We start from the raw sequence: 17,069 nt of genomic DNA, 5'->3' as shown, positions 1-17,069 counted from the left end.
GGCGTTGTTGATCAAATCCGTCGTTGGATAGTCGTTCCCCATCCCGTCGATGGCCACTCAATTCACTGGCTGGCGAACAGGCATACCAAGCCCTATCAGCGTGTTCATCACCTTCACGCCAGCCAGGATTTCGCCCACCTGGGCGTTGTAGCTCCGTAGGCTCAGCTTCGGCCCGATGAGTTGCTTGAACCGGTACATGGCGGTCTCGGCTATCGAGCGCTGGTGATAGCCGGCGTCTTTCTTCCATTGCTTCAGTTCACCAGACTTGAGCGCCGTCACCGCCTCATTGCGGGGATGGCCCTCCTCCCACGGCGCAGCGTTCTTTCTTGGCGGTATGGTGGCTTTCGCCCCCTTCTTTTGCAGTAGCGCATGACAGGCTTTGGTGTCATACGCGCCATCGGCGCTGACCTGTTTTATCTTGCGTCGCAAGGGGTTGAGCAACGTCGGTAGCACCTCGTTATCCGCCACCGTCTCCAGACTGACTTCGGCAGCGATGACCGCATGGGTTGTGGCATCCACCGCCAGGTGGAGCTTGCGCCACACTCGTCGCTTCTCCTTGCCGTGTTTGCGAATTTTCCATTCGCCTTCGCCATAGACCTTGAGGCCGGTGGCATCAATGACCAAGTGAGCCACCGGACCTTGGCTGGGGAGGCGGTACTTGATGTCGACGGTCTTAGCGCGCTTGCTGATACAGCTGTAGTCCGGCGATCGCAAAGGCACCGCCATCAGCTGGAACAACGAGTTAATGAAGCCTTCCAGGGCGCGCAGCGGCAACTTGAACAAGCCTTTTAGCATCAGGGCCGTCTCAATGGCGGTGTCACTGTAGTGGAACCCCCGCCCTCGGCGGCCATGGTGGCGCTGGCAATGCCACTGCTGAATGGCTTGCTCGTCCATCCAGATGGTCAACGAACCGCGTTGCACCAAGGCTTGGTTGTACTGTTGCCAGTTGCTGATCTTGTGCTTGGACTTGCCCATCTGATGCTCTCGGAGACTGCTCTACAGGATCAGATCACCGAGATGACCGATAGTTCCCCGATTTGAGCAACAAGGCCCGTTGGAGTCACCCATGAGCCAGGCCTACGCAACATCGCAGGTTAACAGCAGCAGACTGGAGGCTGTCATTCAGGGGCGGTAGCCTTGCCGGATGAAATGGATAAGCGAACGTTGTCCACGACGACCCACTCAGCATGGTGACGGCCTGATGCTGATTTCTGAGCTGTTTACGCCGGCGTGGTTTGGCGGCGCTTTCTATGAGCAACCCATGCACTGTTTTTTTCACACAGTGGCAGTGATGGTGAAAAAAGAAGACGTCAAGGGAATACGCCCAGCATGAGAAGAAAGCGGATAACATTATGATTTCATAATGATTTTTACTTGGCGGCGATGCGGGTGTTACGGAGTTATATGGAATTCTCTGCTAACGGATTAGTACCGCCTTCCATCTAATCACTGTTAGAACCCAGGAGTTGGTATGGAGTCGCCCCCGAAGAAAGTATTAATTGACGCTGCCCTAACAGGGAACTTCCACAATGTGGTTGCCCGCTATCTTGATGGTAAGTGGGGCTTACTTTCTGGGGTATGGAGTGTTTCATTTGAAGAAATTATTGAGGAAGCAAAAAGGCGAAGCCTAGAGTGCTTTGTGGTGACTCAGCCAAGAAACGAGGGTTACTGGCTTTCAGAAGCCGAACAAGGTTTTTCTGTCTATTACTATGAGCGCGGCCAGAAATCCGAAATAGAACATTTCCCAAACCTTGAGCAAGCATTCAGCCAGTGGCTATCCAAACACTTGGAGAATTATCAGCTAACGGTGCGCCCATGAGTTCTAACTACTTGTTCAAGTCGCTCGCTTCGCTCACTCGGGACCGGCTAAAGCCGGCCCCTTAACCAAACGTTAGGCATTGAAGGAGATTACTTTGGCAACAAGAAAGAAGAGCACCCCTGCGGAACCAAAGCAACCCGCAGAACTCCTCATGTCTAGAGATGAGGCAAAATCAAAGCTTCAAGAAAGAATACAGAAAGGTCTTGAGATAAAGCGGACGCAGATAGCCTCACACGACTCGCTCGAAACTACCAGAAATGAGTACAGTAAGTGGAATTCCTTTAACACAGAACTTCTTAAAAGAATGTTCACCACCGAAGAACTAGCAGATGAGTATTCAAGTTGGTTCGGGGGTGTATTTATTGGCATGCAAGATCCGTCGCTCGGTGAAAAAGTTGCGGATTTGTACAAAGATATCGACGGGAAAGTACATCGCCTAGATTCAATAATTGAGAGATTAGAGCTTATTCCACTCAACAACTCTCATGTGTCATCAGTTGCGACAAACGCGGCCTCACAAAACGCTCCATCAAAGTCAAAGAAAGTTTTTGTTGTACATGGGCGCGACGACATCGCAAAAACGAACCTAGAAGTTTTTCTACACGAGATTGGGCTTGATCCAGTCGTGCTGCATCGACAAGCAGATGAAGGTTTAACTATCATCGAAAAATTTGAAAAGCACAGCGATGTTGGATACGCATTCATTTTGCTTACACCTGACGAAGTTGCATACCTAAAGTCAGAGGAGTCAAAAGACGAAAAGGACAGAGTCAAAGAGTTTCGAGCAAGGCCGAACGTAATATTTGAATTTGGCTACTTCGTCGGAAAGCTCGGAAGATCAAGAGTCTGCTGCCTCTATACGGGTGATGTATCGCTGCCAAGTGATGTAAGTGGAATGATCTACAAGAAATTCACAAACAGCATCGAAGAAGTTGCATACAGCGTCATTAAAGACCTAAAAGCGTCTGGGTACGCAATTGCCTAACCACTCCGTCGAGAGGGACCGCCTGCAAGCTGCGCTTGCAGGCGGTCCCTCACGTCAAACGTTAGGTCTGCTTGCAAAGCTAACCCACCATTTCGCATAGGGGAGGAAACATGAACGCAGAGATCAAACATCGCACCGCCGACGTCTACGGGATCGGCCGAGACTTGCCGCTGAACTATGTAAGCCGGGAGGCGGTGGACGAATTTTTCGTCACCAATCTAACCCGCGATAAACATTTGATTATCTATGGCAGCTCGAAGCAGGGGAAAACTTCTCTTCGAAAACACTGCCTAAAGGACGATGATTACATCGTCGTTCATTGCTCAAATAAGTGGAGTATTGCTGAGCTCCATTCCGCAATCTTGAAACGCGTAGGGTATGAGGTCACGCAATCCACCACGAAGACCACATCGGGGAAGAATAAGATTATTGCGGGTTTTAAGGCAGGTGTTCTAGGTGTCGGAGTTGAGACTGGCGGAGACAAAGAAACGACAAGTTCTTCATCGAAAACGACTGCTCCATTAGAGCTTGATCCGGAGGATGTGAACGACATCATCGGTGCGCTGGGGGAATTTAATCGTTTCGTCGTTCTTGAGGATTTCCACTATCTGCCTATCGAGACACAGAAGGATTTCGCGGTCGCCCTAAAGGCCTTTCATGAGCAATCCAAACTTTGCTTCATCATCGTCGGAGTGTGGCTGGAGGAAGGAAGGCTCACCGTGTACAACGGTGACTTAACGGGCCGTATCGTTGGTGTCAATGCGGATCAATGGACGGCGGATGAACTGCGAGAGGTCATTTCGGTCGGCGAGTCACTTCTAAACATCTCGTTCGCTGAATCTTTCAAATCAGCAGTGCTCAGTGGCTGTCTCGACAGCGTCTATATTGTTCAAGAAGCGTGCTATCAGGCGTGCATCGCCGAAAAAATCAACTTTACGCAAGACAAGCATCTGACCGACGTTGGAGCGGATATTGATGTTCACGCGTTGATCCAGCAAGTCGTAAACCAGCAGACTGGGCGCTACAACTCATTCATAACTCTGTTTGCGGGCGGATTTCAGGAAACAGCACTACAGATGTATAAGTGGCTCTTGTATCCCGTGCTTACCGCAAGTACCGATGTACTCGGGGACGGTCTCACGTATCGATACATGCGTGATTTGCTCCGTCAGCATCATCCAGAAGGTCAAAGTCTCAATCTGGGCAATCTCACTCAGGCTCTGCAATCTGTTGCGTCGCTTCAGGTCAAGAAGGACATCAAACCCATCGTGCTTGACTATGACCAGACTAATCTGAAGCTCAATGTAGTTGATCGTGGATTTCTCATTTGGTTAGCCAATCAAGAGCCGAAGGACTTGTTGGAACTGGCGGATCTACCAGCCATTGCATAGAGGTAACCTAACGACGCCACCAACGCGGACAGTGAAAAGCGGCGATCGTTCGTCGCACCGCTTTTCACTGCCGGTTATGGCGAACATTAAGTGATTCTGCTAGCTAAGCTCACCAATCGGTTTTATAAAGACGGCTTTAGGGGAAATTGGGACACCCACCGCTCTGAGCGAGCGGCCAACTGACTCGCAAAAGCCCCCTTGGTCATTGTCGGGCACGGTATTGCCGCCCCCTGCAAGACGCCGAGGTGAGTTGAGCGGGTCAGTAGCGCCGTCAGGGAGGACGGCGCAGCCGCAGGCGGCACATGAACGTGCCGTGTGCGGCGGTACGACCGACCCGATCAATGAGCCGAGGGAATCCGCGTAGCGGACGACTTGCCGGGGGGTGGCCTTTCTTTTGGTGACTTTTCTTTGGCCACGCAAAGAAAAGTCACTCGCCACAGCCCGCAGGGCTGGCGAAACCCGTCGAGGGCAACGCCCTCGCGTCCCATGCGGCGCAGCCGCATACCTTACCTGATGATGGCAATGCGCCGCGCTGATTGCCCCCTCCCCTATGCGGCATAGCCGCATCAAGATGCCAGCCATAGGCAAGGAGCTTGGCCGAGCTCCCCCGCTAGTCCCACAAAAAAACCCGTCATTCGACGGGTTTTTTATCATCCAGGGCTCACCGGTCAGCCGGCAACCTCCTGGGTCAGCTTACTGACCGCTCCCCGAGTTGCGGGTAGAGGGGCGACGGCGAGAGGCCGGGGTGCGGGCGCGGCCACCGGCGGTGGACTGCAGCTCCTTGTGGCGCTTGACGGCGCGACGGATCTGGGCGGCCTGCTTGTGGCGGTTGGCCTTGCTGTCGGCGTGCACGTCGACCTTGGACTCGGTCTCCGGCTGCATGCCCACCAGGGCGCGCAGGTAGTTCACCTCGGTGAGCTTGAGCTCCTGCCAGCCGCCGCGCGGCACGGCGCGGTCGAGCTTGACGTCGCCGTAACGCACACGCATCAGGCGGCTCACCTGTACTTCCTGAGATTCCCACAGGCGGCGCACTTCGCGGTTACGGCCCTCGGTCAGGGTCACGTTGAACCACTGGTTGAGGCCTTCACCGCCGGCCGGTTTGATCTTGTTGAACTTGGCCATGCCATCTTCGAGCTGCACGCCCTTGCGCAGGCGCTGCAACATGGCCTCGTTGATGTCGCCGAACACACGCACCGCGTATTCGCGCTCCACCTCGTGGCTCGGGTGCATCAGGCGGTTGGCCAGCTCACCGTCGGTGGTGAAGAGCAGCAGGCCAGAGGTGTTGACGTCGAGACGACCGACGGCAATCCAGCGCCCCTCGGAGAGGATCGGCAGGCGGTCGAACACGGTCGGACGCCCTTCCGGATCGTGACGGGTACACATCTCCCCTTCCGGCTTGTGGTAGGCGAGAACGCGGCAGATCAGATCTTCGGCGGGCTTGGTCTTGACGGTGTGGCCGTCAATCCGGATCACGGCGTTGGATTCGACGCGATCTCCCAGGGTGGCGACTTTACCATCCACACTGACCCGACCCTCGGTGATCAGGGCCTCCATCTCACGACGGGAGCCGTGACCCGCACGGGCCAGCACTTTTTGCAGTTTTTCACTCATCGGGTTTACCTGATTGTTGTGCGCTCTCGGCCAATGACGCCGACAACGGGGTTTGTGCCTCGTCCAGCTCGGGGAGCTGATCCAGGCTTTTCAAATTGAAATAGTCGAGAAACTCGCGGGTAGTGGCAAGCAACTCGGGGCGGCCCGGCACCTCTTTATGGCCGATGCCGCGGATCCAGCCTCGCTCCTTGAGGGTGGTGACTATCTGGGTCGAGACCGCCACGCCACGGATCGCCTCTATCTCGGCCCGGGTGATGGGTTGACGATAGGCGATCAGCGTCAGTGTCTCCATCACGGCGCGCGAATAGCGCGGAGCCCGCTCGCTCCACAGGCGCGCGAGCTCTTCGGCATACTCCTGACGGGCCTGAAAGCGCCAGCCCGAGGCGACCTCTTTGAGCTCCACCCCACGGGACTCGTACTCCTGTTTCAGCTCCGCCAGCAGCAGCTGCACGTAGCGGGGGGTGACCGGGTAGTCGGCCAGCACGCTCCCCTTGATCTCGGCGACGCTGAGCGGCCGCCCGGCCACCAGCAGGGCCGCCTCGATGAGGCACTTAAGCCGGGGAGTGGGCAGGGCCATGTTCATGCTCCGGGTCGCTCGCCCCGTCCGCCAGGGCAAAGTGGATGGGGCCCAGTGGCTCGGCCTGCAGGATCCAGATCAGGGACTCCTTGCACAGCTCCAGCAGGGCGAGAAAGGTGACCAAGACCCCCATGCGCCCCTCGTCGGCGTGCAACACCTGCTCGAAGCGCAGGGTCACACCGGGCGCCAATCTGGCCAGGATCTCGGCCATCCGCACCCGGGTCGGGATCTGCTCACGTTTTATCTGGTGGTGCTCAAAGTGAGTCGCGCGTTTTACCACACTTTGCATGGTCAAGGCGAGTTCAATCAGGGCGACGTCGGGGGCGAGCGGCTTCAAGTCGCCAAAGTCGGGAGGCAGGGCGCTCGCCACAAAAATCTCCCGCTCCAGGCGTGGCAAGGCGTCGAGCCCCTCGGCCGCCACCTTGTAGCGCTCGTACTCCTGCAGGCGGCGCACCAGGGCCACCCGGGGGTCTTCCCCCTCCTCTTCCTCGAGCTCGGGGGGGCGCGGCAACAGCATGCGCGACTTGATCTCGGCCAGCCAGGCCGCCATCAGCAGGTACTCGGCCGCCAGCTCCAGGTTGAGGCCACGCATCAGATCCACATAGGTCATGTACTGATGAGTGACGTCGACGATGGGCAGGTTGAGGATGTCGAGCTGCTGACGACGAATGAGGTAGAGCAGCAGATCGAGGGGGCCCTCGAAGGTCTCCAGGAAGACCTCGAGGGCGTCCGGCGGGATGAAGAGATCCTGCGGCAGCTCGGTATAGGGCTTGCCCTCGACCAGGGCGATGGGGGTACTCATCACTCGAAGGGAGTCGGGTCCCCGGCACCGCGACGGCGGATCACCGGCTCGTCGTCGGAAAAGTCCACGACCGTGGTGGGCTGCTCGCCCAGATAGCCGCCATTAACCACCAGATCGAGCTGCTTGCCGAGCTTGTCGGCGATCTCTTCCGGATCATACTCGGCCATCTCGGAGCCGGGCAGGATCAGGGTGGTGGAGAGCAGCGGCTCGCCGATCGCCTCGAGCAGGGCCAGGGCTATCTTGTTGTCAGGCACCCGGATGCCGATGCTCTTCTTCTTCTCGTTCATCAGGCGGCGCGGCACCTCCTTGGTGGCCTTGAAGATGAAGGTATAGGCACCGGGGGTATTGTTCTTGATGAGGCGAAACGCGCTGTTCTCGACCCGGGCGTAGGTGGCGAGCTCGGAGAGATCGCGGCACATCAGGGTGAAGTCGTGGCTGGCATCGATGCGGCGAATGCGACAGATGCGCTCGAGCGCCCCCTTGTCCCCCATCATGCACCCCAGGGCATAGCCCGAATCGGTCGGATAGGCGATGACGCCGCCGCTTTGCAGGATCTGCACCGACTGGCTGATGAGACGCGCCTGCGGGTTGTCGGGGTGAACGTAAAAATGCTGACTCATGGTACCTCCCGGGGTTATCCCGGCGATTGCTCACGCAATGGGACGGCTGCGGCCGCCATCGAACGGGCCCGGCAAGCCGGCCCACAAACGTCTATTGTGCGCCCCTTTTCAAGGGGTTGCATCTGCCGCGACGTCGGCGGCGGTGAGCCCGAACAGCTCGGGGTGGGCCTGCCACAGGGGGCGGCCATGCTTGGGCAGCCACAGGCCTCGGCCAAGCTCCAGCCAGGGCTGGGGGAAGTGAAAGTCCGACCCCACCGAGATGAGCAGGCCGTGCTCCTCGGCCCACTGGCCCAGGTTGGCGCGCTCGGCCGGGCTCTGCTGGGGCAGGCAGGCCTCCATGGCGTCACCGCCGGCGCCCTTGAAGGCCACCAGCAGCCGCTTGAGCCACTTGGTCGAGAGATCGTAGCGGCTGGGGTGGGCCAGCACGGCGCGTCCGCCGGCCTGCTGGATGATGGCGATGGCGGCCGCCATCTCGGGCCACTGGGCCGGCACATAACCCTTGTTGCCGCGGCTTAGGTACTTCTTGAACACCTTCTGCATGGAGTCGGCCACCCCGACGCTCACCAGATAGCGGGCGAAGTGGGCACGGGTCACCTCGGCGTCACCGGCCAGGGCCAGGGCCCCCTCGAAAGCGCCGGGGATGCCGCATTTTTCGAGCCGGCGCCCCATCTCCTCGGCCCGCTCCCGACGGCGGCGACCCTGATCGGCCAAAAAGGTGAGCAAACCGTCATTTTTCACATCGACGCCGATCCCGACCACGTGGATCTCGTGGGACTCCCAACCGCTCGAGATCTCGACCCCGCTCACCAGCCGAAGGGGCAGCGCCTCGTCGGTGATGGTGGCGGCCGCCTCATCAAGCCCGGCAAGGGTGTCGTGGTCAGTGATGGCTAACACACCCACCCCTTTTTCGGCGGCGCGGCGCACCAGTTCGCTGGGGGAGAGATGGCCGTCCGAGGCGGTGGTGTGGGAGTGCAGATCGAATCGTAACAAGGGGATGAGGTGCTCCATGGCTGAAAAAGCGGCTTGACTTGCTCGCCGGAATATCGTTTTACTGTAGGCACTTCAACTGCAAGGCAACAGGTATTCTCACTCATGCAAGCGACCTTCACCCTCAACCTGATCTGGTGGTGGCACACTCCCTCATAGCGGGCGTGTGGTCGTTGCTGTACCTGAAAACCTGACAGCAAATAAAGAACCCAAGAAAAGCCCGCTGACACCAGCGGGCTTTTTTATTATCCGGCAAATGGACGAGCGATGAAACCGATGAAACTGACCTGGCGATGGCGCGGCTTGACCCAAACCACTCCAACTCACTGATTTAACGACATTAAAGACAAGGAAAACCAGGCCATGATCATCGTACTCAAACCCACCGCCAGCGAAACCGACGCCAAGACCCTGCTCGCTCGCATCGAGCGCACCGGGCTCAAGCCCCTCTACCTGCCGGGCGCCGAGCGCATCGTGTTGGGGGCCCTCGGCGACGAGCGCGTGCTCGAGAGCCTGAACCTCGATGCCGACCCCATGGTCGAGTCGGTCAAGCCCATCCTCTCCAAGTACAAGCTGGTGAGCCGCGAGCTGCACCCCCACGACAGCCAGGTGCGGATCGGCAATCTCACGGTCGGCGGCGACACCTTCGCCCTGATCGCCGGCCCCTGCTCGGTGGAATCGAGCGAGCAGCTCCACAGCGTGGCCGCCATGGTCAAGCGCCACGGGGCCCAGGCCCTGCGCGGCGGAGCCTTCAAGCCGCGCTCCAGCCCCTATGGCTTCCAGGGACTCGGGGAGGAGGGGCTCAAGCTGCTGGCCGAGGCCAACCGCGAACACGGCCTGCCCACCGTCTCCGAGGTGATGGACGCCAGCGACGTGGATCTCATGTGCCAATACGTCGACTGCCTGCAGATAGGCGCACGCAACATGCAGAACTTCCGCCTGCTCACCGCGGTCGGCCAGACCGACAAGCCGGTGCTGCTCAAGCGCGGCCTGTCGGCCACCATCGAAGAGTTCCTGCTGGCCGCCGAGTACATCTATGCCGCCGGCAACCATCGCATCATCCTCTGCGAGCGTGGCATCCGCACCTTCGAGACCGCCACCCGCAACACCCTTGACCTGAATGCGGTCGCCCTGCTCAAGCAGAAGAGCCACCTGCCGGTGCTGGTCGACCCGAGCCACGGCACCGGCATCCGCGAGCTGGTGATCCCGCTGTCGCGCGCCGCCGCCGCGGTGGGGGCCGACGGCGTCATCGTCGAGGCTCACCTCAATCCGGCCGAGGCGCTCTCGGACGGCCATCAGGCCCTGACCGAGCCCCTGTTCCGCCAGCTGGTGGCCGAGCTGACCCCCTTCGTGCAGGCCGCCGGCCGCCACCTCTGATTGAAAGGATGCAACCATGACCCCGCTTCCCCTCGGCACCTTCGAATCCCTGCGACTGTCGGCCCCCTATGTGGCCGACCCCCTCGCCCTCTATCGCACCCTGTGCGGCGAACGTCCCAACACCCTGCTGCTCGAGTCGGCCGAGATTGACAGCAAGGCGGGCACTCAGAGCCTGCTGCTGGCCGATGCCTGCCTGCGCCTGGAGTGCCGGGGGCAGCGGGTCGAGGTGCGCCCCCTCACCCCCAACGGTGAGCCGCTGCAACGGCTGCTGGCCGAGCGGCTGCCGGCAGGGGTTGAGCGCAGCCAAGGGGTAGGCGGTGAGTTATTGCTCACCTTCCCGCGCGCCGATCAGGCGCAGGATGAGGACAGCCGCCTCAAGGCGGTGGGAGTGCTCGACGCCCTGCGCACCCTTATCAACGAACTGCAGACCGAGCAGGAGGCGGGCAGCCTCTTTCTCGGCGGCAGCTTCGCCTATGACCTGATCGCCGCCTATGAGTATCTGCCCGAGGTGCCAGAGGGGAGCAACGACTGCCCCGACTACTGCTTCTATGTGGCCGAGAGCCTGATCACCATAGACCACCAGATGCTGACCACCCGGTTGCAGGCCTGCGTGTTCGGGGGCGACACCTTCGGCCCCAGCTATCGCCGTCTCTCGGCGCGTCTGGCCGAGCTCAAGGAGGCCTGCGCCACCGCCCCGACCCCGGAGCAGGCCGCCCCGGTCGTCACCGGCAATCTCGCGGTCGATCAGGATGACAAGCGCTTCTGCGCCGAGGTGGAGCGCCTCAAGGGCTTCATCCGCAAGGGCGACATCTTCCAGGTGGTGCCGTCGCGCAGCTTCTCCCTGCCCTGCCCCGCGCCGCTCGCCGCCTATCGCCGCCTCAAGCAGACCAACCCCAGCCCCTACATGTTCTTCGTGCAGGACGAGGGCTTCACCCTGTTTGGCGCCTCCCCCGAGAGCGCGGTGAAATTCAGCGCCACCAGCCGCCAGGTGGAGATGTATCCCATCGCCGGCACCCGCCGTCGTGGCTTCAACCCGGATGGCACCATCAACGCCGATCTGGATGGCCGCATCGAGCTGGAGCTGCGCCAGGACGAAAAAGAGGTGGCCGAACACCTGATGCTGGTCGATCTCGGTCGCAACGACATCGCCCGCATCAGTGAGCCCGGCACCCGCTATGTGAAGGACCTGCTCAAGGTGGATCGCTACAGCCACGTGATGCATCTGGTCTCCCGGGTGGTGGGCACCTTGCGCTCCGATCTCGACGCCCTGCACGCCTATCAGGCCTGCATGAACATGGGCACCCTGACCGGCGCCCCCAAGATACGCGCCAGCGAGCTCATTCGTCTGGTGGAGGGGAAGCGACGCGGCAGCTATGGCGGCGCCGTGGGGTATGTAAGCGGTGACGGCGAGATGGACACCTGCATCGTGATCCGCTCCGCCTTCGTCAAAAATGGGATCGCCCACGTGCAGGCCGGCGCCGGCGTGGTCTACGACTCCAAACCGCAGGCCGAGGCGGACGAGACCCGCGCCAAGGCCGCCGCCGTGCTCTCGGCCATCGCCGCCAGCCACGGCACCACCCTTCAAGCCCTGAGCGCCCCGCAGGAACAGCATCATAAGGACGTGACCCATGACTAACATCTTCCTGCTCGATAACTTCGATTCGTTTACCTACAACCTCGTCGACCAGTTCCGCTCCCTCGGCTATCCGGTGCGGATCTACCGCAACAGCCTGCCCGCCGCCCGTATCATGGAGGAGATCGCCGCCTGTGATGGCGAGGCGGTGCTGGTGCTCTCGCCGGGACCGGGCGCCCCCCATGAGGCGGGCTGCCTCATCGAACTCATTACCCTGGCCCGCGGCAAGGTGCCGCTCCTCGGCATCTGCCTCGGCCATCAGGCCCTGTGCGAAGCCTACGGCGGCACGGTCGGCCCGGCCGGCGAGATAGTCCACGGCAAGCGCTCCCTGATTGAGCACGACGGCCACGGCCCCTTCGCCGGCCTCTCTCACCCCCTGCCGGTGGCCCGCTACCACTCCCTGGTCGCCACCTATGTGCCCCCCGAGCTGACGGTGACCGCCCACTATCAGGGTATGCCCATGGCCATCGAGCAGCCCGAGGATCGCGCCCTCGGCTTTCAGTTCCATCCGGAGTCCATTTTGACCAGCGAAGGGGCCCGTCTGCTGACCCAGGCCCTGGCCCATATCACCCGCGCCGGCGATCCCCAGTAAGCAAGGAGGCTCATATGCATCAGTTTCTCACTACCCTCTATCAGGGCCACAGCCTCAGCCGTGAACAGGCCCGCGACGCCTTCGGTCAGGTGATCCGCGGCGAGGTGGAGCCCGTGCTGCTGGCCAGCCTGCTCACCGCCCTCAAGATCAAGGGGGAGACTCCGCAGGAGATCGCCGGCGCCGCCGAGGCGCTGCTGGCCGAGGCCCGCCCCTTCCCGCGTCCGGACTACGCCTTCTGCGACATCGTCGGCACCGGCGGTGACGGTCTCAACACCATCAACGTCTCCACCACCTCGGCCCTGGTGGCCGCCGCCTGCGGCCTGAAAGTGGCCAAGCATGGCAACCGCTCGGTGTCGAGCAAGTCTGGCTCGAGCGATCTGCTCGACAAGATGGGGATCCGGCTCGACATGAGCCCGGAGCAGGCGCGCCATTGCCTCGACGAGCTGGGGGTCTGCTTCCTGTTCGCGCCCCAGTACCACGCCGGGGTGCGCCACGCCATGCCGGTGCGTCAGGCCCTCAAGACCCGCACCCTGTTCAACGTGCTGGGGCCGCTCATCAACCCGGCCCGTCCCGGCTATCAGCTGATGGGGGTCTATGCCCCCGAGCTGGTGCGCCCCATCGCCGAAACCCTGCTGGCCTTGGGGCTGAAAACGGGTATGGTGGTACACGGCGCCGGCCTCGACGAGGTGGCCATCCACGGCCCGACCCAGGTGGCCGAGATCCGTGACGGCGAGATCCGCGAATACCTGCTGACCCCGGCCGATTTTGGGCTCGAGACCCACCCGGTGAGCGCCATCGCCGGTGGTGAACCGGAAGAAAATCGGGCCATCACCACCGCCATCCTGGCGGGGCAGGGCACGCCGGCCCACAACGCCGCCATCGCCGCCAACGTGGCCCCCCTGCTGCTGATGGCAGGCCAGGTGAAGAGCCTGAAGGAAGGGGCCGAGCGCGTGCTGGCGGTGCTGGCGAGCGGCAAGGCCGCCGAGCTGGCCCGCGCCCTGGCCACCTTAAGCCACGCCGAATAATGGAATCGATGCACAAGGACCACATCATGCTCAATCACCCCTCCCTCAGTCAGACCATTCTCGGCAAGATAGTCGCGGCCAAGCAGCAGTGGCTGGAGGAGCGCAAGCAGGCAGAGCCCCTGGAGAGCTTTCGCCATCAGCTGACCCCAAGCGATCGGGACTTCGAGGGGGCCCTGCGCCAGGGCGGCACCCGCTTCATCATGGAGTGCAAGCGCGCCTCCCCCTCCAAGGGGTTGATCCGCGCCGACTTCCACCCGGAGGCGATCGCCGACGCCTACGCCCCCTATGCGGCCGCCATCTCGGTGCTGACCGACGAGCCCTATTTCCAGGGGGACTTCGCCTTCCTGCCGCGGGTGCGTGGCCGGGTCAGCCAACCGGTGCTGTGCAAAGACTTCATGATTGACCCCTACCAGGTCTATCTGGCGCGCCACTACCAGGCCGACGCCATCTTGCTGATGCTCTCGGTGCTCAGCGACGAGGGGTATCGCACCCTGTTCGCCATCGCCCGCGAGCTTGGCATGGGGGTGCTCACCGAGGTGAGCAACGACGAAGAGGCCGAGCGGGCCATCGCCCTCGGCGCCCCCGTCATCGGCATCAATAACCGGGACCTGCGCGATCTCAGCGTCGATCTCGAACGCACCCGTCACCTGTCGGCGCGCATTCCGGGCGATCGCCTGGTCGTGAGCGAGTCCGGGATCCACCACCGCGCCCAGGTGGCCAGCCTGCGCCCCCACGCCAAGGCCTTCCTGGTCGGCTCTTCCCTGATGGCCGAGGCCGACCTGCCCCGCGCGGTGCGCAAACTGGTGCTGGGCCAGAACAAGGTGTGCGGCCTGACCCGCCCCGAGGACGCGGCCGCGGCCTATCAGGCGGGGGCGGTGTTTGGCGGCCTTATCTTCGTGGCCAAGAGCCCGCGCTACGTGGACATCCCGGCCGCCCGCACCGTGATGGCCGGCGCCCCCCTCGATTACGTCGGGGTGTTTCGCGGCGCCCAGCCCGAGACCATCGCCAAGACGGTCGAGGCGCTGGGGCTCGCGGCGGTGCAGCTGCACGGGGAGGAAGATGCCTTCTTCATCGCCCGCCTGCGCCCCCTGCTGCCGGAAGGGTGCCAGATCTGGAAGGCGGTGCCGGTGACGGCCGGTGAGCCGCTGCCCGCCCTCGATTACCCCTGCGATCGCCTGCTGCTCGACAGCAAGGTGGCCGGCCAGAGCGGCGGCACCGGCGTCGCCTTCGACTGGGGCCTGCTCGCCGGGCTCGACAAGTCGCGCCTGATGCTGGCCGGGGGGCTCGGCCCCGCTAACGCCCTCGAGGCGGCCCGGGTGGGCTGCCTGGGCCTTGATTTTAACTCCGGGGTCGAGTCTGCCCCCGGCGTGAAGGACGCGGGCAAGCTTGCCGCCGCGTTCGACCAGTTGCACCAGCTTTGATAAGGAAGATGACCATGACCCTGCTCAACCCCTTCTTCGGTGAATTTGGCGGCATGTACGTGCCGCAGATCCTGATGCCGGCCCTGCTCCAGCTGGAGAAGGCCTTTGTCGATGCCAAGGACGACCCGGCCTTCCAGGCCGAGTTCCAGGTCCTGCTGACCGAATACGCCGGGCGCCCGACCCCGCTCACCCTGACTCGCAACCTCACCAAGGGCACCAGGACCCGCCTCTATCTCAAGCGCGAAGACCTGCTGCACGGGGGCGCCCACAAGACCAACCAGGTGCTGGGTCAGGCCCTGCTCGCCAAGCGCATGGGCAAGAGCGAGATCATCGCCGAGACCGGCGCCGGCCAGCACGGTGTTGCGACTGCACTGGCGTGCGCCCTGCTCGGGCTCAAGTGCCGGGTCTACATGGGTGCCAAGGATTGCGAGCGGCAGAAGCCCAACGTATTTCGCATGAAGCTGATGGGCGCCGAGGTGATTCCGGTGCACTCGGGCTCGGCCACCCTCAAAGATGCCTGCAACGAGGCGCTGCGCGACTGGGCCGCCAACTATGAGAGCGCCCACTATCTGCTCGGCACCGCCGCCGGCCCGCACCCCTTCCCGACCATAGTGCGCGAGTTCCAGAAGATGATCGGTGAAGAGGCCAAGGCCCAGTGCTTCGAGAAAGAGGAGCGCCTGCCCGACGCCGTCATCGCCTGCGTCGGCGGCGGATCGAACGCCATCGGCATGTTTGCCGACTTCATCGATAACCCTGACGTGCGCCTGATTGGCGTCGAGCCGGGCGGCCATGGCATCGAGACCGGCGAGCACGGCGCACCGCTCGGCCACGGCAGCAAGGGGGTCTTCTTCGGCATGCACTCCTATCTGATGCAAGACGAGCAGGGGCAGATCCAGGAGTCCTATTCGGTCTCGGCCGGCCTCGACTTCCCCTCGGTCGGCCCGCAGCACGCCCACCTGGCCGCCATCGGCCGCGCCGAGTACGTCTCCATCACAGACCAGGAGGCCCTCGACGCCTTCCAGGAGCTGGCCCGCTCCGAGGGGATCATCCCGGCGCTGGAGTCCTCCCACGCCCTGGCCCACGCCCTCAAGATGGCACGCGGCGAGCCGGAAAAAGAGCAGGTGCTCATCGTCAATCTCTCCGGTCGCGGCGACAAGGACATCTTCACCGTCGCCGACATTTTTCAAAAACAAGGAGTCCTGTAATGAATCGCTATGCGGATATGTTTGACCGTCTCGACGCCGCCAAGCAGGGCGCCTTCGTGCCGTTTGTGACCCTGGGCGACCCCACCCCCGAGCTGTCGCTCGCCATCGTCGACGCCCTGGTCGAGGGGGGCGCCGACGCCCTCGAGCTCGGTATCCCCTTCTCCGATCCGGTGGCCGACGGCCCGACCATTCAGGGTGCCACCCTGCGCGCCTTCGCCGGCGGCACCACGCCGGATCGCTGCTTCGAGCTGCTGGGGCGCATCCGCACCAAGTACCCGAGTCTGCCCATTGGCCTGCTGGTCTACGCCAACTTGGTCTATGTGCGCAAGATCGACGGCTTCTACGAGAAGTGCCAGCAGGCGGGGGTTGACTCAGTGCTGGTGGCCGACGTGCCGGTGCAGATGTGCGCGCCCTACAAGGCCGCCGCCGACCGGTTCGGCATCGACAGCATCTTTATCGCCCCCCCCAACGGGGACGGCGAGACCCTCAAAGCCGTCGCCGAGCTCGGCCGCGGTTACACCTACCTGGTGAGCCGTGCCGGGGTGACCGGCGCCGAGACCAAGGCCGGCATGCCGGTTGAGGGGCTTATCAACACCCTGCGCGAGTTTAATGCCCCGCCCGCCCTGCTCGGCTTTGGCATCAGCGAGCCGGCCCAGGTGCGTGACGCCATCAAGGCCGGCGCTGCCGGCGCCATCTCAGGCTCAGCCGTGGTGAAGATCATCGAGACCCACCATCAGGATCCGGCCCGTATGCTGGTGCGCCTCAAGGAGTTTGTGGAAGGGATGAAGGCGGCGACCAATCGCTGATTGGCGTTGCTCAACGGCCGTTGGCCATGAGTGGCGGTTTGCAACGAGGGAGCCTGATGGGCTCCCTTTTCTTTTTCTGCTGTGGTCCCCACCTGGAGGAGCTCGGCCAAGCATAGCCTTTGAAGAGACGTTTTTTCCTCACTCTACCTAGCGGCAATGACAGTGGCATCCTCTTCGGCCTTTCAAAAGGACAGCCGATGCCAATCGTCGGCTCGTCC

Annotated in this window: 17 protein-coding genes; 11 read left to right on the top strand and 6 right to left on the bottom strand. The window is 62.0% G+C overall.

All coding sequences use genetic code 11. From position 1 onward, the window contains the following. Window positions 1-57 precede the first annotated feature (57 nt). On the bottom strand, window positions 58-975 hold the full coding sequence (locus tag BN1121_RS01560; protein WP_043597016.1) for an IS5 family transposase: 918 nt from the start codon (window positions 973-975) through the stop codon (window positions 58-60). 226 nt (window positions 976-1,201) lie between these two features. On the opposite strand from BN1121_RS01560, the gene BN1121_RS20235 reads away from it, so the two are divergent. The 4 genes from BN1121_RS20235 to BN1121_RS01545 all read left to right on the top strand — a co-directional run bounded on the left by BN1121_RS20235 (window position 1,202) and on the right by BN1121_RS01545 (window position 4,195). Then, window positions 1,202-1,333: a hypothetical protein gene (locus tag BN1121_RS20235; RefSeq protein ID WP_268744110.1), complete on the top strand. Its 132-nt coding sequence runs from the start codon at window positions 1,202-1,204 to the stop codon at window positions 1,331-1,333. Between the two features lie 138 nt (window positions 1,334-1,471). Next, window positions 1,472-1,819: a hypothetical protein gene (locus tag BN1121_RS01555; RefSeq protein WP_005346102.1), complete on the top strand. Its 348-nt coding sequence runs from the start codon at window positions 1,472-1,474 to the stop codon at window positions 1,817-1,819. 94 nt (window positions 1,820-1,913) lie between these two features. Then, window positions 1,914-2,804: a TIR domain-containing protein gene (locus tag BN1121_RS01550; RefSeq protein WP_005346104.1), complete on the top strand. Its 891-nt coding sequence runs from the start codon at window positions 1,914-1,916 to the stop codon at window positions 2,802-2,804. A 110-nt stretch (window positions 2,805-2,914) separates the two neighbouring features. After that, entirely contained in the window at window positions 2,915-4,195 is a 1,281-nt protein-coding gene (locus BN1121_RS01545) for a hypothetical protein (RefSeq protein ID WP_005346106.1), read from the top strand. 693 nt (window positions 4,196-4,888) lie between these two features. Here BN1121_RS01545 and rluB read toward each other — a convergent pair. From rluB to rnm, 5 genes are all read right to left on the bottom strand, one after another. Continuing rightward, window positions 4,889-5,806 (bottom strand): 23S rRNA pseudouridine(2605) synthase RluB, encoded by a 918-nt coding sequence (gene rluB / locus BN1121_RS01540; RefSeq protein ID WP_005346107.1) that lies wholly within the window; start codon window positions 5,804-5,806, stop codon window positions 4,889-4,891. After that, window positions 5,799-6,383 (bottom strand): SMC-Scp complex subunit ScpB, encoded by a 585-nt coding sequence (gene scpB / locus BN1121_RS01535; protein WP_005346109.1) that lies wholly within the window; start codon window positions 6,381-6,383, stop codon window positions 5,799-5,801. The genes rluB and scpB overlap by 8 nt, the downstream gene beginning before the upstream one ends. Beyond that, window positions 6,358-7,185, bottom strand: a complete 828-nt coding sequence (locus BN1121_RS01530) for a segregation and condensation protein A (protein WP_005346110.1) — start codon at window positions 7,183-7,185, stop codon at window positions 6,358-6,360. Before BN1121_RS01530 ends, scpB begins: the two co-directional genes overlap by 26 nt. Further along, window positions 7,185-7,805 carry an L-threonylcarbamoyladenylate synthase gene (locus tag BN1121_RS01525; protein WP_005346112.1) on the bottom strand — a complete coding sequence of 207 codons (621 nt, stop codon included), beginning with the start codon at window positions 7,803-7,805 and terminating at the stop codon, window positions 7,185-7,187. The genes BN1121_RS01530 and BN1121_RS01525 overlap by 1 nt, the downstream gene beginning before the upstream one ends. A gap of 108 nt (window positions 7,806-7,913) precedes the next feature. Beyond that, window positions 7,914-8,813, bottom strand: a complete 900-nt coding sequence (gene rnm, locus BN1121_RS01520) for an RNase RNM (protein WP_005346114.1) — start codon at window positions 8,811-8,813, stop codon at window positions 7,914-7,916. Window positions 8,814-9,155: 342 nt separating this feature from the next. Here rnm and aroF point away from each other — a divergent pair, with 342 nt between their 5' ends. From aroF to trpA, 7 genes are read left to right on the top strand one after another with little or no spacing between them, the layout of a single operon-like run. Next, entirely contained in the window at window positions 9,156-10,169 is a 1,014-nt protein-coding gene (aroF, locus tag BN1121_RS01515; RefSeq protein WP_005346121.1) for a 3-deoxy-7-phosphoheptulonate synthase, read from the top strand. Between the two features lie 16 nt (window positions 10,170-10,185). Then, window positions 10,186-11,805 (top strand): anthranilate synthase component 1, encoded by a 1,620-nt coding sequence (locus BN1121_RS01510; protein ID WP_005346124.1) that lies wholly within the window; start codon window positions 10,186-10,188, stop codon window positions 11,803-11,805. Further along, complete coding sequence (locus BN1121_RS01505) at window positions 11,798-12,394, top strand: aminodeoxychorismate/anthranilate synthase component II (RefSeq protein WP_005346128.1); 597 nt, start codon at window positions 11,798-11,800, stop codon at window positions 12,392-12,394. The genes BN1121_RS01510 and BN1121_RS01505 overlap by 8 nt, the downstream gene beginning before the upstream one ends. A 14-nt stretch (window positions 12,395-12,408) precedes the next feature. Then, window positions 12,409-13,419: an anthranilate phosphoribosyltransferase gene (trpD, locus tag BN1121_RS01500; RefSeq protein ID WP_005346131.1), complete on the top strand. Its 1,011-nt coding sequence runs from the start codon at window positions 12,409-12,411 to the stop codon at window positions 13,417-13,419. Window positions 13,420-13,427: 8 nt separating this feature from the next. Then, window positions 13,428-14,840: a bifunctional indole-3-glycerol-phosphate synthase TrpC/phosphoribosylanthranilate isomerase TrpF gene (gene trpCF, locus BN1121_RS01495; protein ID WP_005346136.1), complete on the top strand. Its 1,413-nt coding sequence runs from the start codon at window positions 13,428-13,430 to the stop codon at window positions 14,838-14,840. 14 nt (window positions 14,841-14,854) lie between these two features. Next, window positions 14,855-16,045, top strand: a complete 1,191-nt coding sequence (trpB, locus tag BN1121_RS01490; RefSeq protein WP_005346139.1) for a tryptophan synthase subunit beta — start codon at window positions 14,855-14,857, stop codon at window positions 16,043-16,045. Beyond that, window positions 16,045-16,851: a tryptophan synthase subunit alpha gene (gene trpA / locus BN1121_RS01485; protein WP_005346143.1), complete on the top strand. Its 807-nt coding sequence runs from the start codon at window positions 16,045-16,047 to the stop codon at window positions 16,849-16,851. Before trpB ends, trpA begins: the two co-directional genes overlap by 1 nt. Window positions 16,852-17,069 lie beyond the last annotated feature (218 nt).

This window comes from Aeromonas diversa CDC 2478-85, from assembly GCF_000819805.1.
GTDB classification, from domain to species: Bacteria; Pseudomonadota; Gammaproteobacteria; order Enterobacterales; family Aeromonadaceae; genus Aeromonas; species Aeromonas diversa.
Note: the sequence above shows the minus strand (reverse complement) of the source record. Positions and strands in the feature narration are given on the sequence as shown.

Coding starts and splice junctions, on each gene's coding strand:
- BN1121_RS01560 (WP_043597016.1), bottom strand. CDS start 975: ATGGGCAAGTCCAAGCACAAGATCAGCAACTGGCAACAGTACAACCAA.
- BN1121_RS20235 (WP_268744110.1), top strand. CDS start 1,202: ATGCTGATTTCTGAGCTGTTTACGCCGGCGTGGTTTGGCGGCGCTTTC.
- BN1121_RS01555 (WP_005346102.1), top strand. CDS start 1,472: ATGGAGTCGCCCCCGAAGAAAGTATTAATTGACGCTGCCCTAACAGGG.
- BN1121_RS01545 (WP_005346106.1), top strand. CDS start 2,915: ATGAACGCAGAGATCAAACATCGCACCGCCGACGTCTACGGGATCGGC.
- rluB (WP_005346107.1), bottom strand. CDS start 5,806: ATGAGTGAAAAACTGCAAAAAGTGCTGGCCCGTGCGGGTCACGGCTCC.
- scpB (WP_005346109.1), bottom strand. CDS start 6,383: ATGGCCCTGCCCACTCCCCGGCTTAAGTGCCTCATCGAGGCGGCCCTG.
- BN1121_RS01530 (WP_005346110.1), bottom strand. CDS start 7,185: ATGAGTACCCCCATCGCCCTGGTCGAGGGCAAGCCCTATACCGAGCTG.
- BN1121_RS01525 (WP_005346112.1), bottom strand. CDS start 7,805: ATGAGTCAGCATTTTTACGTTCACCCCGACAACCCGCAGGCGCGTCTC.
- rnm (WP_005346114.1), bottom strand. CDS start 8,813: ATGGAGCACCTCATCCCCTTGTTACGATTCGATCTGCACTCCCACACC.
- aroF (WP_005346121.1), top strand. CDS start 9,156: ATGATCATCGTACTCAAACCCACCGCCAGCGAAACCGACGCCAAGACC.
- BN1121_RS01510 (WP_005346124.1), top strand. CDS start 10,186: ATGACCCCGCTTCCCCTCGGCACCTTCGAATCCCTGCGACTGTCGGCC.
- BN1121_RS01505 (WP_005346128.1), top strand. CDS start 11,798: ATGACTAACATCTTCCTGCTCGATAACTTCGATTCGTTTACCTACAAC.
- trpD (WP_005346131.1), top strand. CDS start 12,409: ATGCATCAGTTTCTCACTACCCTCTATCAGGGCCACAGCCTCAGCCGT.
- trpCF (WP_005346136.1), top strand. CDS start 13,428: ATGCACAAGGACCACATCATGCTCAATCACCCCTCCCTCAGTCAGACC.
- trpB (WP_005346139.1), top strand. CDS start 14,855: ATGACCCTGCTCAACCCCTTCTTCGGTGAATTTGGCGGCATGTACGTG.
- trpA (WP_005346143.1), top strand. CDS start 16,045: ATGAATCGCTATGCGGATATGTTTGACCGTCTCGACGCCGCCAAGCAG.